This is a genomic window from Vibrio natriegens NBRC 15636 = ATCC 14048 = DSM 759 (assembly GCF_035621455.1).
In the GTDB taxonomy this organism is placed as follows: Bacteria; Pseudomonadota; Gammaproteobacteria; order Enterobacterales; family Vibrionaceae; genus Vibrio; species Vibrio natriegens.
Genome location: NZ_CP141823.1, coordinates 1,353,333 through 1,369,883 on the forward strand (window position 1 = coordinate 1,353,333; position 16,551 = coordinate 1,369,883).

Sequence of the window (16,551 nt, forward strand, 5' to 3'; positions counted from 1 at the left end):
TTGCGCTTACTCGTCTTAACGTGTAAGGCGGAATCAGTTAGTTGAAAAGGTTTGAGAATTCAGTGCTGAAACTATTCAGTGTTTCTCGCTGAATACGGTAGCAAACTTTTGGTGGATTAGGCTCGGCAGTAATAAAGCCTGCCTGTTTTAGAATTCGTAAGTGCTCAGAAACGGTGGATTGCGCCAGGCCCAGTTCAGAGACTAAATCACTATTCAAGCAGTTGTCCATTGTGTCTAACTTATGGAGGATATGCAGGATACGTATACGTGCAGGGTGTGACAAAGCTTTTGCCTGTGCAGCCAAGGTTTTTTCTTTGTTCAGTTGTTGCTCAGTCGTTTCAAAAGAAACCTGGCAGGTATTATCGCATTTATCACTCATCTGTCGGTCTTTATAGTTAATCGTCGAATTGCGATTAAGTGTACGTGCTACGAGTGGGTTGTGCAAGTTGATCCTGAGGATAGCAAGTATGGAGAGAAAGAAAGCAGAACCTAAAGACATTGGGGGTATCAGGAGCTAAGGTTCTGCTTTGCAAAGGGGGAATTATGACCAGTGGAACATCTCATTGAGGTGGACCAGAGCCATCACTTCTAGTTTGCTGTGCGACTGAATGAGGCGTTTTTGGAAAAAGTTCGCCATCGGTGCTTTATCTGGTTTTGACATCATATTTATTTCTCCTTCTCGTGCTGACAAATTCAGTATGTTGAGAAAAGGGGATTAATAAAACAGAGTGAATTTATTATTTTTGTTCCTGTTAAGGCTAAAATTAAGCGGATGTTGGGCTTTTTGGCACGAGAAAAGGCGGAAAAGAGGAACTCATTTGTTCGAGATTTTCTTATTTTGTTTCTCCTAACTTCAGTAAAATACTCCATTCCCAAAAGCCTCATCAAAAGATAAGGAAAAGCTCCGTGTCTGATCTGAATTTGTTTCGTTACTATCAACGTTTAATGCCGTTTGAAGTTGGTAAGGAAACGAAAACCACGCTCCATGAGATTGCTGAGTTATTGTTTGTGTCGCCTCGTCATGCGCGAAGCCTGTTGGCTCAAATGCAGCAGCATGAATGGTTGAGCTGGCAGCCTAAAGCAGGCCGAAATCATCGTTCTACCTTATTAATGAATGTTGAGCTGAGTGCATTGAAGGAAACGCTCGCACGAGAGCGAATTAAGTCAGGAAAATACGAAAAAGCGCTCTCCATATTAGATGAAGACGAAGCGGCTTTTGGGCGATTACTGAAAACGACTTCTGGTGCCTCACTTCAAGAAGGCCAACTCAATATACAGCTAACCTATAAGCGGACGTTTGAACGTGTGGTGCCGCATCAACTTCAGAGAAGCAGTGAACGATTTTTGCTGCGACAAATATACTGTTGCTTAGTTGCTAGCGACAATGATGGCCAGGTTAAAGCGGAACTGGCACATCATTGGCGATATGACGAGGCCAAGTACGAGTGGACGTTCTATCTTCGTCCCGGACTGACTTTCCATAATGGTAGCCCCATTGATGCAGATACGGTTGTAAGCCTGTTTAATAAGTTAAAGCTTCTCGATTACTACGAAAAAGATTTAGCCCATGTCGAAACGATAACTGCCCCGAATCCGCTCAAGGTGATTTTTACTTTGAACACGCCTGATTTGGGTTTTGCGGGACTGATTTCCGGGGTGAAATATGGCATCCAGCCTGCGAGTCAGGTCAATGAGGCAAATAATCGACTCGTTGTTGGGAGTGGTCCTTTTTCGGTGATCGAACATAATGAAAACCGTTTAAAGCTACAGGCGTTTGAAGGCTACTATTCTTGTCGAGTGCTGACCGACCAAGTGACCATATGGATTGTCGATGACGAAAAGATGGAAAATCCCTCTTTATCTTCAAACTCGGAACTGGTTGAGGCTAATACGGATGATGGCGCGTGTCTTCACTATATGTCGATGAGTGATGCACAGACATACGCCGCAAATAAAAGAAGCCGAATTGAAGACGGCTGTTTGTTTGCTTTGTTTAACCACCGGGCGAAGCATGCGTTGTCTTTGGCACAACGTCGTTATATCGCCGAATTGATTCAACCCAAGTATTTGGTTGAAATCATGAAAAGTGAAAATATCGTGTTCGGTAGCATTCCGGCTTTCAATTTATTGCCAACCTGGAGACCGGTTCTCCGTCCGTTTGGTGAAGAAACCAAGCTACCCAAACACATCAGTATTGCTGGTTATAACTATACGGCTTTGCGGCGGTGCGCTCGTGCTATCTCACGCCAATTAGAAAGTACGGGTTGTAAAGTAGAGACCGTGATGTACTCATATCGAGAGTTGAGTGAGCGAGCACGCAATGGCACGCTGAATGAAACACTCGTGGTGACTAATATCAATTTGGATGACAATCGGCATGCATCGGCTTTCAGCAATTTTTATACACACACCGTTTTGCATAATACCTTGAATCAGGAAAATGCAGTGTGGCTGGATGAGCAACTTGAACGACTTCGGGCAAATACTCAGCTCGAAGACTATTTGGAAGCGCTAGAACCGATTGCTTCAACGCTGGTCAGTGAATACTGGATTGCACCCATGTTTCATCACACCCAAACGCTACGTTTTCAGGGGGTACTCGAAGACGTAGCACTGACTAACTGGGGCTGGCCAGACATACGTTCAGTGTGGTCAGCGGATTAGCATTAGCTCGAGATCGTATATGCGCTACAACGGTGATTCGACAACCACATATTTACGCTGATCTCGTAAAGGGAGAAACCAAGCGTTTTGATATTGAAAGTAAGTTTGTCCATTCACCACTACCGTTTTCTTAGTGCTAGGCAAAGAGTCAACAATCTCTCCTTTTTTGAATGGACTGTTCGAGGACACATTAGTTGAAGTCGAGCTGGAGCTTTGCGTGACGGTCGCACTATTTGAGCCGGAATAGCTTACCACTTCGCTTCCATCGATGACTGTGTAGTTTCCCGCCGGTGGACTTTCTACGTACACGTAGCGATCGCCACTTTTCTTATAATAAGCATCCTGAATGATAGCGTAAGTAATACCAGCAAAAATCGCAAACGTCGCGATATCGACTAAGTCTCGGTGATAGTAGTAATAATGGCCGCGGTATGGTGGGTAACGATGCCCACTGCGTACATAAATATAAGTCGAATGATGTTTAGGCGGTCTAATCACCACGGGAGGTCGGTGGTAACTCGGCGGGCGATGATAACTCGGTGGTCTGCTGACATTCGGAGGACGATGATAGCTTGGTGGTCTATGCTGAGAAGGTGGATGAGTTGGCTTTACTGTTGGACGTTGCACCGGACGGGTCTGGTGCTTATTCCCTGGTTGAGTAATTGGGCGCACGGAAGGTTCGTTGTGTGGCTTAGCCGACACCAATGTGCTGCCTATAAGGAAAAACGTCAAGGCTGTAACAACCCATCTGCTAATTAAACCGCGTTTCATAAAACGTCTCCGTTACATATTGGAGAGCAAATATACTCATACCTAATTATAACAGAGCATCAGGCTTAGGAAGTGTTCTTCCGTTGCTCGAGTACGAGAGACAAAAGACGTACTAATAAGGATTGAGCTTCAGGGGATAGTAAGCGTGCGATAGAAGCAAGGTCCTGTTCTGTCACATGTTCTACGCCCCTGACGTCGAGAGAGAGATCAAGATCAGTGAGCTGCATTGATCTTAAGATTGAACGGTATTGTGAAAGCTTGAGATCAGATTCACCGCGCTCAATTCTTTGATAGGTTTTTACGCTCATCCCTGCCATTTTGGCAATTTGTTCGCGGGAAAAACCCATCTCTTTTCGTCTTTTGATCAGTGCTTCAATAATAGGGTCGACATGCATAGCTTCTCCAGACAGGACTGTTTTGACCTAATTAAAGCAATTTGTGGACCAGTTTAACCAGCTGCTCTTTATCTTATTGATAATTAGGTATATGAATGGCGACCTAAAAAATACATATATTTCAGTTGGCTATAAAAAATGGAAAATTATCAGTCCTATCATTTAACCACGAATGAAACAGATATTCGCAAAATGCAACGCATTTTAGATACGTTACGTAGTGAAATTGCAGACAAACAGCAGGCTTTCGGGAGAGGAGTGTTGGCGTTGACGCGTGAATCTCAGTTGCGACTAATGAACTACAAGGAACTTTACTTACATCGTGAATCGATTGGTGAAGAAGAATTGCAAACCCTTTATAAGAACATGAGCAAAACCGAAAAAGTGATTGCAGATGAGGGGATTCATGCTTTGACGTATATGATCCAGGCTTTAGACGAAAGCTGACTAATAAACCCAAAGCGTTATGTGTCGTATAGATTTGGTTTAATACCAAGGGAAATGTAAATGCTGGGGAACCGAACCCAGCATTTCGTCACTTAAGTTACCAAATTTTCGAACCGTAACTCAGTGTTTTAGAGGTATGTGAACCGAACGATGTCGGTACGCAGCGAATAATAGCGATATTGTCTGATCTAGGCTACGGCATTGGAATTTAACGTCTTCTCACAAGCTGTAAATAAAAGTGTACACTCGATATATTCCCGTGGGAGTGCCAGACATTCCTCTCTTTACTGGTTATTTTAACCGCACATGTTAGGTGTTTAGTTGCAACCACTAAAATATATGGCTGAAACTTTGACCTTTTACTTTTCAATTCTCCTGGTTATGCCGTACAATCTCGCCGAACCAATCTCATTCTATTTCGAGTGAGAGATTGATGAATTTGATGACCTATTTTGCTTCGAACCCAAAATGTGGGCATCCCATCAATCAGAATATCGCCCAAAAATGCTCGCCTACATGCCGATGAAATCAGAGTGCTTTCTCTTTTTTCAGTGCATGTTATTGCTAATTGACGCCGGTTTTCGGCCAATTTTGGCAAATAGGGGACGTTTTGTTGTTTGTACTTTGGATTAAGTACGGCAGGCGAAACAAAAACGGATTGAATTTAGAGGTATTAACCGTGAATCTAAAACTTGTCGGCAGCTCCCTGATTGTTGCAGGTACTGCTCTTGGCGCCGGTATGCTTGCTATACCTATGGTGCTTGCTCAATTTGGCCTCCTGTGGGGCACACTTCTTATGCTGTTCATCTGGGCCGGAACTACTTACGCGGCGCTGCTTCTTCTTGAAGCGAGCTGTAAAGTCGGTGGTGGCGTTAGCATGAATGCAATTGCTCGCGAAACGCTTGGTAAAGGTGGTCAGTTGGTTACTAACGGCCTGCTTTATGCGCTGCTTGTTTGTCTACTCATGGCTTACATTATCGGCGCTGGCGATTTGCTACAAAAAGTTACTGCGTCGATGGGACTACCAATCTCGACAATTTCAAGCCAAGTTGGCTTCACTCTTTTGGTTGGCATCGTTGTTTCTGCAGGCACAGGCGTTGTTGATAAGCTTAACCGCGCTTTGTTCATTGGTATGATCGCCGCACTTATCCTTACTCTTTTCGCTCTTATGCCAAGCGTGACGTTTGAAGGGCTAGATGAAGTCGTGAGCGAAGACAAAGTAGCGCTGATTAAAACCAGCTCAGTTCTATTTACGAGCTTTGGTTTTATGGTCGTGATTCCGTCTCTGGTTAGTTACAACAAAGAAGCGAGCAAAACGCAGTTGCGAAACATGATCATTGTTGGCTCAACCATTCCTCTTATTTGTTACCTGCTTTGGCTACTTGCAGTTGTGGGTAATTTACCCCCTCAGGAGCTGGCTCAATACTCAAATGTGACGGAATTGATTGCGGTGCTTGGTCAGCAGTACTCTGGTCTGGAGTTTATTCTGTCTATGTTTACTGGTTTGGCGCTATTGACCTCGTTCTTAGGGGTGGCGATGGCCCTTTACGATCAAAATGCAGACTTGTTACAAGCGGGTAAGCCAGTGGTATTTGTTACCACGTTTATTTTACCGTTACTGGGAGCCGTGTTTGCACCAGAGCACTTCTTAGCCATCCTTAGCTATGCAGGTATTATTCTGGTATTCCTTGCGGTATTCGTTCCTCTGTCTATGACAATGAAAGTTCGTCGTGTACCAGTAGAAGATAACAGTATTTATGAAGCTGGTGGCGGCGTAATGGGAATGAGCATGATGTTCCTGTTTGGTTGCTTCTTGCTGGTTGCTCAAGCTGTGTAAGCTTTTACAGTCAAATTTAATAGAGCCGCGCTGATAAAACAGCGCGGCTTTTTTATTGGTTATGAAATGTGTGGCTAAAGTGGGGGATGCATAAGGAGAGTAATTGTTCTGACGTAAACCTGATATATGGCAAAAACTCTGACGGTTTGGTGAAAAACCTTAGCGGTGGTCTGACATGAGTAGGATAGCTGCTGCCTAAGATTAGAGTGGTAATTTCGATGAGAGGAACTGTTGTGTCAAAACAATTATCTGTTGCCATGGCTGGCGTTATGCTGACTTTAGGCATATTTAGTGCCGACGCGATGGCGGATCCGAAGCATAAGCATCGCTATGAACGTGAGCATCATCACTACCACGATGATCATGACCATGATCGTCACCACCATAAGCACAAGCGTAAACATAAGCATAAACATCGAGATGTAATAGTGGTTGAGCATAGACCACCAAGACACCACTACTATTACCGCGATCGCGTTCCTAGTAATAGTGTCTTTATCCAAATTGGTAATTTGACCTATTTAAAAGTCGATGATCACTATTATCGTCGTTCAAATGATCGTTATGTTCACGTTGATTTAAGACTCTAGTCTGAATTTACAAGTGGATGAAACAAAAACAGCGAGCCTAGCTCGCTGTTTTTGTTTCAGATGACGTTATACCGTAAATCGGTTGAGGATATCATCTTGCTTATGAACATCCTCCTGCTGAGTTCGCATCGCCTCGTTAGTTCGATTCGCTGATTCAGCGACCTGAGTCGACAGGTCTTTAATATTAACTGTATTGTTGTTGATCTCTTCAGCAACTAAGCTTTGCTCTTCAGCCGCAGAGGCGATCTGTAAGTTCATATCCGAAATTCTCTGAATAGCATCTCGAATACGTTGCAATGAGTTATTAGCTAACTCAGCTTTTTCCACGGCTTCAACTGCGCTGCCTTTACTTTGGTGCATTGCGCTGGCAACAGATGAAGCGCCAGACTGAAGCTGTTCAATCATACTGCGAATCTCCGTTGTAGACTCTTGTGTGCGCTGAGCCAACGTACGCACTTCATCAGCAACGACCGCAAAACCTCGGCCAGACTCACCCGCTCGAGCGGCTTCTATTGCTGCGTTTAGAGCCAGTAGGTTGGTTTGATCCGCGATATCGTTAATCACTTTAAGGATCGTTTCAATGTTCGCTGTTGCCGATTCAAGAACATGAACTTCTTCGACGGCCAAATCGATGCTGTCTGAAAGCAAGTTGATGGTTTGTGTCGACTCGCTTACGACGGATGAACCCTCTACCGTCGCTTGATCGGCTTCTTTCGCTGCACTTGCGGCACCTTGAGCATTGTTCGCCACTTCGGTTGCCGTAACCGACATTTCGTGCATGGCCGTTGCTAACTGTTCAAGCTCCTGTAGCTGAGTTTGAATAGCGCCTGCGGAGTCTTCAGCACCTTTGGCGGTAATTTGCGTACCACTTAGGATCTGGTCAGAAATACTCTTCGATTCAATGATTTGGTGCTGTAAGTTTTCTATAAAGGTGTTGAAGTTTTTTGCAAGCTCAGAAAACTCTGGATCGGTATTGGTTTCCAGACGTTGAGTGAGATCGCCTTTTCCTGATGCCACATCTTTAATCGCGTTGTTGAGAGTATCAAGCGGGCGCATTAATGTGCGAATCAACAGAGTTAACGCGATAATTGACGCGATAATCGCAATGATTGAATAAATGATTGCACTGTTACGTAACTCGGCCACATCCGTATAAGCGATGGTTTCGTCGATCACTGCACCCAGATACCAGTCTTCACTTGGGATGTGTTCCAGGCTGACCATGTATGGGCTGCCATCAATTTCAATCTTCTGAGTTGTGCCCTCCAGTTTTACTTGCGGCAAGTAGCTGCTGATTTTCTCGCCATGGAGCTTGCTGTTAGGGTGTGCAATGGTTGTGCCGTCTGATGACACAAGAAATAGATAGCCCGCATCAAACAAGTTTACTTGATTGACCAAATCGGAAAGTGTCGTGAGTGCTAAGTCATAAAACATAGCACCTGTAAACTGGCCGTTGTTTTTAACTGGCGTCCCAACGGAGATGATTACGCTTTTTGTAGAGACATCAACGTACGGTGCGGTCACTACCAAGTCGCCTTTGCTTTTAGCTGCGGTAAACCAAGGACGTTTACGCGGATCGTAAGTCGCATCTGGCTCCCAGCCATCGTCGTTTTCGACAACCACTCCGTTACGGTCGTAGCCTAAACCAATGGCGATGAAGCTGGATTTTAGGGTTGGTTTCTCGACAATGCTCTTAACATAGTCCTGTGAGTTTGGGTCGAGCTCTATGATCTCGGTTGTGGCGCGAGCGAGATTCTTCTTGGCTGACATTTCTGATTCTACCGTGTTCCCTACGCTCGTTAAGATTTCTTGTACGCTAGAATCGATATGTTCGCTGGTTTGAGCTCGGATCGTTATGACTTGCTCTATCGACAGTAGCGACACAGTAATGAGCAACAAAATTGAAGAGGCGGTGACAACCTTGTGTCTGAATTTCATAGTTTTCCTCTGAGTATCCCTATGGCTTATCCCTGCTTTCACCTCTGCTTACTCGGGTGAATTGACAGCAAAAGAAACCGGTGTGTTTGGTTCTTCATTACTTATCGACAATATTGTGAAAAACTTGAAACCAAACATGCGCGATTTGGATGAAAAAACGCGTAATTTGGCACTCTGGTTATGGATAAAAAACAAAGTGGTTATTTATTGCTTGTATATGAATGAGTTAGAGGGAAGTGCTCGTTGAGGGGAAAATATCCAGACTGGTCTGATGAGAAAATACGTCTCTCGGCAACAAGAGAAATTACTCTTTTCTAAGGTTGATGTTGTTGGCCAAGATTGGAATTAAGGAGGGCGAGGGGCGTTCGTTGTGTTCAAACAAAAAAGGCCCCGCCGAAGCAGAGCCTTTATGAGAGCAATTGACGTTAGAATATCAAGTGCGCCATACCAGCAATCACAGGTAGTGTGATTAGGGTACGTAGAATAAAGATAACGAACAATTCTACGATGTTGACCGGGATCTTACTGCCTAGTAGCAGCGCGCCCACTTCAGACATGTAGATAAGCTGAGTTACAGACATAGCAGCAATAACAAAGCGCGTCATTTCATTATCAATTGAAGCAGCCAGAATCGCAGGGATAAACATATCAGCAAAGCCGACGACGATAGTTTGCGATGCAGCAACCGCTTCTGGGATTTGCAGCAATTCAAGGTAAGGGATGAATGGCTGGCCCAAGATCTCAAATACTGGCGTGTATTCTGCGATGACCAAAGCAACTGTACCAAGACCCATTACTACAGGTAGTACGCCAAACACCATGTCTATTGCGTTGTGAACACCTTCTTTAAATACAGATTGGAACGATGTCACTTCTGACGCGCGTTTCAGAGCCAGATCCATACCCCAAGAGAACGTTGTATGGCCTTCAGGAACTGCATCTGCATCTTTGTCTGGCTTGCTGTCATCAATGTAGCGATCTTTTTTCAGGCTTAGTGGCGGTAAGCGTGGAATGATCACTGCAGCAACAATACCTGCAAGACAGATGGTGCCGTAAAATGGCAAGAACAAGTGCTCAAGTTGAACCTGAGCGATAACGACTAAGCTGAACGTAATCGAAACTGCTGAGAAAGTGGTACCCACTACCGCAGCTTCACGTTGCGTGTAAAACTTGTTTTCGTACTGTTTACTGGTCAGCAAGATACCAACACTGCCATCACCCAACCAAGATGCCATACAGTCTATAGCACTGCGGCCTGGTAGGTTAAACACTGGACGCATTATTTTACTTAGCAGTGCGCCAAACAGCTCCAACAGACCAAAGTTAAGCAGCAAAGGCAGTAATAGGCCAGCAAAGATGAATACCGCAAACAGTGTCGGTAACAGGCCTGTCAGAACCAATCCACCTGTGTTTTCTTCCCAGACGGCTTTAGGGCCGATCTCAAAGAAAGTCATCAACACGGCAGCTGCGCCAATTAAGCGAACAAGCAACCAAAGTGGGGATGGGTTAAACAAACCGTTAAGGAAACCATTACGAAGGATCGCAGCAGGCTGGAAAATTTTGCAAAGAACAGAAGCGACAGCCATAAAAGAGATGATAACGGTAATAATGGCAATCAATGTATCGCCAAGTACAGCAGGAATGACTTTAGCCATGACCGCAACTGGGATAGTAAGATCACCATCGTAAGAGATTGGTGCCATAAAAAGCAGAAGACCGATTAAGGATGGAATCAGGAACATCCAAAAGTTGCCTTTAGGTGCTTCAGTAGCATTAGTATTATTGTGCATAATTGTCTCGTGTTACTACTAGTCAATACTTGCCATAATCCATGACATAAATATTCACTAAACATCCGTATTTAATCGCAGGTTGCGGAGGGTACCCGCAAACTACATCCATTGCAATACTATTCATTAAATACATTTACTTATTCAGTCGATTTGTCGGAAAATTGATTGAATAATGCGTTTCTGTATACGAATATGTTGCTCGTGTTAGAAAATTGTATCATTAATTGGCTTGTGTGAAGGTAATTCTGAGAAGCAGTGTGATTGGAATAGTAAAAACGCGGCTAAGTGTGATTTAAATCACGCAACAATTGCGGGATTTTTCACCATTACACTTTCTTAACATAAGGACTTTCTCCTGACTCTCGGCAAGTTTGAGTGTTGAACACGGGAAAGGCAAAGTGAGGGATTGTCGTCAGATTTGGGATTGGAGTTTAGCGGCGTGTTTGTGGCGGTATTCAGTTGAGTTCCTGCTTGCAGCCTAAGCGTTATGAAGCCATTTGCACTTAGGCTGCTGTGCCATTGTTACTTGACGGTTTGTCTGAATTATCAAGACGTTGGGCTATGGTTTAGCCTGTACAAATACATCCAGTAAATGATGGCGGTTCCGAACGCTAAGAGCGCTGGAAATATCAATGTATGCAGACCATACACAGTAAAAAGCGCGGCACCTGCAACGCCACCGAGTAAAAATCCGGAAAAGATGAATAAGAACAATAGGGCCTTTCGACGGTCAAATTGACGTCCGCGCAAGCTTTCTCCAATCATAATGCCCAAATCAGTAATAATACCGGTCATGTGAGTGGTTCTGACTACAGCGCCACTAAACGTCGTAATCATCGCGTTTTGCAAGCCGCAGGCAGCGGAAGCTAAATATTGGCCATAAACGTTGCCCTGTACCAAGAAGCCTAAACTAAGAAGAAGTAAGCTGCCTTCTATACACAGTGCGACCCCGTAACGACGTCCAAGTTTTAATGCACTGCTTTCGATAAAGAAACCACTGAACGCAGCACCAATCAAAAAGCTAAATACGATGAAGAGCAGGTGAATGGAGCTGTCCACACCTGTTAGTAAGCTATTCCCTAGCTGAGTTACGGTTCCGGAGATGTGTGTTATCGCTTGATGTTGAAAGCCGAGTAGACCGACGGCATTGACGCAGCCTGCAAGAAGGGCAAGTAGAAACGCGCCATATTCCACCCAACGAGGAAGTCTGGAAATCACAATAAAACCCCACTAAATGTTAGGAGCCGATTATAGCGCTCACACTGAGATACGAAACCCCTTACAGTACAACTCGGTTGATCATTCTCAAAAAAAATTCAAAAAAGCAGGGATAGGCCAATCACAACAAATGATTGATAAGAAAACGTGTCGGAAAAACGCTTGAGAACAAGCTACTTTTTGGAAAGCGTGTACCGTCCTAAATAAGGTTGCCGCTCATTCGATGTGCTCCATCGTGCATTCGAAACTGACCCAGCCATGCTTTCGTTCTTCATAGATAGAAACGGTCGGTTCTTGAAATTCTTTGTCACTAAAGAGCCCGACAGGCACAACAATGATGTCTGGTGCAGCGGAGAGTAACAGGCGCATGGTGGTGCCACAGGCAGGACAAAATTCGTATCGGACTTCGCTCCCGTCATCGCTGATTCTGGTATAGCTAATTACGTCACCATCTAAAATGACGTTCTCTTTGGCGAAGCGAGCCTGGACGCCAAATACACTGCCAGTTCGCTTTTGACACTCAAAGCAATGGCAAATCGATGTACGCATGGGTTCACCTAAGCAGCGAAGCTGAATCAAGCCACACGCACACTCACATGAGTGGGTTCTGTTTGGTTTTGGCATCGTTAAAATTAAATAACCTCAAACTGTCTTCATGTCCCGTGGAGCACCTGTACTGGCAATCGAATGGTTAGTGTCACGCGGGGCTAAATCTTCTCAAGTTCTCAGAGAACAGTTTAGGACATTTAAGGCCGAATACCTCATGGCAGCGATCACCTTTCAAACGAAAACTCAACGAACTTAGGCAGGCCAAGTCAGTTTTATTTTGAAACATTTGATGTATTGATTCGAAGGTTGTTTTACGGTTATGGCTCTTTATTTGGTATATACTCCGAGCGCGATTTATAAAATATAAAAACAAGGAAGTCTTCATGGCCCGCAATAGAATTCTGCCTATTCCACTTATCCTTCTTATTCCCGTTGTATTATTAATCATCGTGATTGTTGCTGGTGTTTACCGATTTAGCCTCTCTGATGACGAAATATTAGCCAAGTTTCCGCAAAGCGAAGTTCAGACTAATACGATTATTTCGGACGTGCTAAATATCAAATCTTCAAATCCGTGGACAATTCAGGTTCCCGAACAAAATGCAGTGAGTTTCATTGATGAGTGGGATAAAGAACATGGTTATTTGATTGGTCAATACGATGCTGGGGCGACGAAAGGTAAGGTTTTGTTACCGACAGAATTTATTGTTCAACGCCAGATAGAAGACGTGCCTTGGATTGTTGCCCCTATGATTGTTACCTCACAGGGAACAGGATCGTTTTATTATATTGGTCTGTTTAAATTTGATGCTGTTCCAAGCCGAGTTATATTACTTGATAGTGTATTCATTGGCGATCGTATTAAATTTAATCAACTGGAATGGCGAGACGATACAATTATCGATGCCTCCTATCTGACGCACGATGAAAATCAAGCGATGTCTGAAGTGCCTAAACAATTAAATTCTGTATCGCTGAAGCGTGTAGGCAATTTCCTACATATGCAACAAAGATGAATTTATTTTACTTATGTAAAAAATAGGTGTTTTCTGAGCTAGATCTCGAAATTTCCTAGTGATTTCTTATGCGGGAATGAATAAGCTATTAGGCCTGTTTATAAGGAGATAGTAATTCCCGTGTCTACAAATGAAATTACAAGACGGTTGCCGAATCTGACAGGTCGTAGAGCGCTGCTGTTGTACTCCTTACCTGTTTTGTTCGCGATTGGTGTTTCCCACTCTCTCAAAGAGTCACCATTAACGAAAACCATCGCTTTAAACCTGCCGGAATCGCAGGTTGTTGAAAGAATTCTTGATGCGACGACTGCAGAAGTTGTCACCCCACCGAACTTTGAGTATCAAATCCAAGCAGGCGACAATCTTAGTACCATTTTTAGTCAGCTTGGTTTCGGCTACAGCTCGCTAATGAAAGTCATGGAAACGGACTTAAACTACCTTGCGCTTGATACGCTAAAACCAGGCAATACATTGCGATTTTGGCGTGACGATATCGAAGGTGAACTGCTTAAAATGGAACTGCAATTTTCTATTGCAGACAAAGTGGTTTATGAGCTGAACCGTGACGGCAATTATGACTTTACCGACATTTCAATTCCTGGCGTATGGAATCAAGAACCACTGGTTGGTGTGATCCAAGGCAGCTTCTCTTCATCAGCGAGTCGTCTTGGTTTAACTTCGGCTGAAATCAGTCAGGTTGTGACCTTGCTGAAAGAGCAATTAAACTTTGGCAAAGATCTTCGTGCCGGCGATCGCTTTGAAGTGGTTCGACGTTCACAGAGCATCAATGGTGTCTCTACTGGTAAGAACGAAATTGAAGCGATAAAGATTTATAATCGCGGTCGTGAAATTACCGCTTACCTGCATACCGATGGTCAATTTTATAACGCGAAAGGTGAGAGCCTGCAGCGTGCTTTCCAGCGTTATCCTGTGAGTCGTGGTTGGCGAATCAGTTCTGGGTTCAATCCTAATCGTCATCACCCCGTGACAGGACGTGTCGCGCCACATAATGGTACCGACTTCGCAACACCAATCGGAACGCCTGTGGTTTCGACAGGTGACGGAACGGTTATCATGACACGTAAACACCCATACGCGGGTAATTACGTGGTGGTTGAACACGGTAGTAAGTTCAAAACCCGCTATCTACACCTAAGTAAGATCCTGGTGAAGAAAGGGCAAAAAGTGTCACGTGGTCAACGCATTGGTCTATCTGGTAAAACAGGCCGTGTAACTGGCCCTCATCTGCACTATGAATTGATCCAGTATGGCCGACCAGTCAACGCCATGAGAGCGAACATTCCAATGGCGAGTTCGGTGCCTAAGAAGGAAATGGCAACGTTTGTTGCTAATCGTGATGCGATGGATAAGCTTCTGAAGAATAAAGAGAAAGCGGTTTTATAACAGTCCGGTTTTCCCTTTGTGCAAAATTTAACCTTGAAAGGCCAGGCATTGCTTGGCCTTTGTTTATTCACTTTTTTATGCGCTTTTAACTTGTCGTTTATTAATCAGCGTGATCATCTCGCTTACACGGCTTGGTTTGGCGTAGAAATAGCCTTGTATGTAATTGCATCCCATCTCAATGAGCTTGTCTGAGGCATTCTTATCTTCCACACCCTCTGCGATTAAGTTCACGTTGAGCAATTGGGAAAGTTGCACGATCAATAAAACCACTTGTTCAGACGTTTTGTTCGAAAGCATATTTCTCACAAACGTCGCATCAATTTTTATGATGTCGATAGGGTAGTTGTGAATATAGTTCAGGCTTGAGTAGCCAGTACCAAAGTCATCCAAGGCGACTTGAAACCCGAGATAACGTAATGAATTCAGAACCATCTGTTCTTGTCCACTTAGGGACAGTAAAACGGTTTCGGTGAGTTCGATAACAAAGTCGCAGGTCGAGTGTTGGTACTTGTCTATCATGGACGTTAAATGGTTGATGTAGCGCTTAGAATCCACCAACTCATAAGCAGAACAATTTATCGATAACTTTACGCTGTGACCTAATTGAGATTCCAACTCTTGTTTGGCAATACAAGCGAGTTCAATAATGCGCTCACCGAGCTCTACGATTAAGCCAGATTGTTCGGCTGCTTCTATAAACTCAGAAGGGGCGATGTTGCCCAATGTGTCACTTTCCCAACGGGAGAGAATTTCAAAGTAATCCCACTGGTCAGCGTTGATGTCCACGATCGGTTGAACAACGACATACAGTTCATGATTGTCTGTGATGCTCGTTTTCAGCTGCTGACGTATCACCTCAATAAGTTGCGTTTGTCGATGATAAAGGGCACTAAGCTGCGTGTCATAGTGCTGTATACGCGTCTCTCGGTGTTTCTTGCAATCTTTCAAGGCCAGGCTGGCATTCAGGATAAGCCCATCTGTTTTTGGGCTGTGATTGGCGGCTCGTGCAATACCAATACTCACTGTGAACGAGATGTGGTTCGATTTATCAATGTAACCCGCTTCTATGATGTCGAGAATCTGCTGGCACACCGCAACAGGGTCTTCGTCATAGGTGATAAATGCAAACTCGTCGCCAGCAACCCGAAACGCATTTTCTGGGGAGGACAGGCTTTCTTGGATCGCGTTTGCCGTGAATTTTATTATCTGGTCGCCAATGTAGTTCCCATTGATGTCGTTAATCGACTTGAAGTTATCGATATCCAGATAAGCAAGGTTAAAAGGGCGCGACGACTGTTGTGTTAAAGTTTCCAGGGTATCAGCCAGGCAACTGCGGTTAAGTAGTCCTGTCAGATTGTCGTGCGAAACTTCGTAACTCAGCTGGTTTAGAAGTTTATCCGAACGCTCACTGACCCATTTTTCTCGTAAACTGTGGATGATGACATTGGCGTAGAAGCGATGCAGTTCGAGCAATGCTTGCGCTTCCAGTGCGGAAAAGAGATGGGTAAAAGTAGATATCAAAATACCGAGTACATCGCCATTTTGTGTTTTCAGTGGCAATCCTAAATACGCTTCTATGCCAATTTCGCGAAACATTTTATCTTCGGATACATCACGATATACATGATCTTGAAAGAAGATATTCTCACCGATATCGTTAACCACTTCCTCGCATGGTGAGCCAGAAAGTGGGTACTCAAGGTGATCTTCGATTTTATCGTTTCTAGCAACCGATATTGTATGAGCTGAGTGCTGGAGATGAGCCACCTCGACAATACAGGTACAGTGCGTGTTCACCTGTTGATGAATATCTAAAATCACCCTGTTTAGTAGAGCACTACCACTCAGCTTCAAGATCTCATCAAGCTTTTGAAAACTGATTTGTACATGATCCATTGTACACGTCACCTAGCGTTGTTTGTTCTATAT

Annotated in this window: 15 protein-coding genes; 6 read left to right on the plus strand and 9 right to left on the minus strand. The window is 44.2% G+C overall.

Annotated elements, in window-relative coordinates:
• Positions 1-37 precede the first annotated feature (37 nt).
• Together VER99_RS20455 and VER99_RS20460 are read right to left on the minus strand one after the other, a co-directional pair.
• Positions 38-379 carry an ArsR/SmtB family transcription factor gene (locus VER99_RS20455; RefSeq protein ID WP_014234671.1) on the minus strand — a complete coding sequence of 114 codons (342 nt, stop codon included), beginning with the start codon at positions 377-379 and terminating at the stop codon, positions 38-40.
• A gap of 162 nt (positions 380-541) precedes the next feature.
• Positions 542-664, minus strand: coding sequence for a hypothetical protein (locus VER99_RS20460; protein WP_020335323.1), 123 nt, complete (start codon positions 662-664; stop codon positions 542-544).
• Positions 665-906: 242 nt separating this feature from the next.
• Between VER99_RS20460 and VER99_RS20465 the strand changes: the two genes are divergently transcribed.
• Positions 907-2,664, plus strand: a complete 1,758-nt coding sequence (locus VER99_RS20465; RefSeq protein WP_020335322.1) for an SgrR family transcriptional regulator — start codon at positions 907-909, stop codon at positions 2,662-2,664.
• A 24-nt stretch (positions 2,665-2,688) separates the two neighbouring features.
• Here VER99_RS20465 and VER99_RS20470 read toward each other — a convergent pair whose 3' ends face one another.
• Complete coding sequence (locus VER99_RS20470) at positions 2,689-3,435, minus strand: DUF6515 family protein (protein ID WP_020335320.1); 747 nt, start codon at positions 3,433-3,435, stop codon at positions 2,689-2,691.
• A gap of 65 nt (positions 3,436-3,500) precedes the next feature.
• On the minus strand, positions 3,501-3,830 hold the full coding sequence (locus VER99_RS20475; RefSeq protein WP_014234668.1) for a helix-turn-helix domain-containing protein: 330 nt from the start codon (positions 3,828-3,830) through the stop codon (positions 3,501-3,503).
• A 138-nt stretch (positions 3,831-3,968) separates the two neighbouring features.
• Here VER99_RS20475 and VER99_RS20480 point away from each other — a divergent pair, with 138 nt between their 5' ends.
• The 3 genes from VER99_RS20480 to VER99_RS20490 all read left to right on the plus strand — a co-directional run bounded on the left by VER99_RS20480 (position 3,969) and on the right by VER99_RS20490 (position 6,704).
• Positions 3,969-4,277 (plus strand): hypothetical protein, encoded by a 309-nt coding sequence (locus tag VER99_RS20480; RefSeq protein WP_020335319.1) that lies wholly within the window; start codon positions 3,969-3,971, stop codon positions 4,275-4,277.
• 679 nt (positions 4,278-4,956) lie between these two features.
• Positions 4,957-6,114, plus strand: a complete 1,158-nt coding sequence (locus tag VER99_RS20485; protein ID WP_014234666.1) for an amino acid permease — start codon at positions 4,957-4,959, stop codon at positions 6,112-6,114.
• Between the two features lie 233 nt (positions 6,115-6,347).
• On the plus strand, positions 6,348-6,704 hold the full coding sequence (locus VER99_RS20490) for a hypothetical protein (RefSeq protein WP_020335318.1): 357 nt from the start codon (positions 6,348-6,350) through the stop codon (positions 6,702-6,704).
• Between the two features lie 66 nt (positions 6,705-6,770).
• Here the strand turns inward: VER99_RS20490 and VER99_RS20495 are convergent, their stop codons facing one another.
• The 4 genes from VER99_RS20495 to VER99_RS20510 all read right to left on the minus strand — a co-directional run bounded on the left by VER99_RS20495 (position 6,771) and on the right by VER99_RS20510 (position 12,277).
• Entirely contained in the window at positions 6,771-8,642 is a 1,872-nt protein-coding gene (locus VER99_RS20495) for a methyl-accepting chemotaxis protein (protein WP_020335317.1), read from the minus strand.
• 425 nt (positions 8,643-9,067) lie between these two features.
• Complete coding sequence (locus tag VER99_RS20500) at positions 9,068-10,432, minus strand: YjiH family protein (RefSeq protein ID WP_014234663.1); 1,365 nt, start codon at positions 10,430-10,432, stop codon at positions 9,068-9,070.
• Positions 10,433-10,981: 549 nt separating this feature from the next.
• Positions 10,982-11,653, minus strand: coding sequence for a YoaK family protein (locus VER99_RS20505; RefSeq protein ID WP_014234662.1), 672 nt, complete (start codon positions 11,651-11,653; stop codon positions 10,982-10,984).
• Positions 11,654-11,869: 216 nt separating this feature from the next.
• Entirely contained in the window at positions 11,870-12,277 is a 408-nt protein-coding gene (locus VER99_RS20510; RefSeq protein ID WP_024372871.1) for a GFA family protein, read from the minus strand.
• 308 nt (positions 12,278-12,585) lie between these two features.
• On the opposite strand from VER99_RS20510, the gene VER99_RS20515 reads away from it, so the two are divergent.
• Entirely contained in the window at positions 12,586-13,218 is a 633-nt protein-coding gene (locus VER99_RS20515; protein WP_020335313.1) for a hypothetical protein, read from the plus strand.
• A 120-nt stretch (positions 13,219-13,338) separates the two neighbouring features.
• Positions 13,339-14,622 (plus strand): peptidoglycan DD-metalloendopeptidase family protein, encoded by a 1,284-nt coding sequence (locus VER99_RS20520; RefSeq protein ID WP_014234659.1) that lies wholly within the window; start codon positions 13,339-13,341, stop codon positions 14,620-14,622.
• A 75-nt stretch (positions 14,623-14,697) separates the two neighbouring features.
• Here VER99_RS20520 and VER99_RS20525 read toward each other — a convergent pair whose 3' ends face one another.
• Positions 14,698-16,518, minus strand: coding sequence for a putative bifunctional diguanylate cyclase/phosphodiesterase (locus VER99_RS20525; RefSeq protein WP_020335312.1), 1,821 nt, complete (start codon positions 16,516-16,518; stop codon positions 14,698-14,700).
• Between the last annotated feature and the right edge of the window lie 33 nt (positions 16,519-16,551).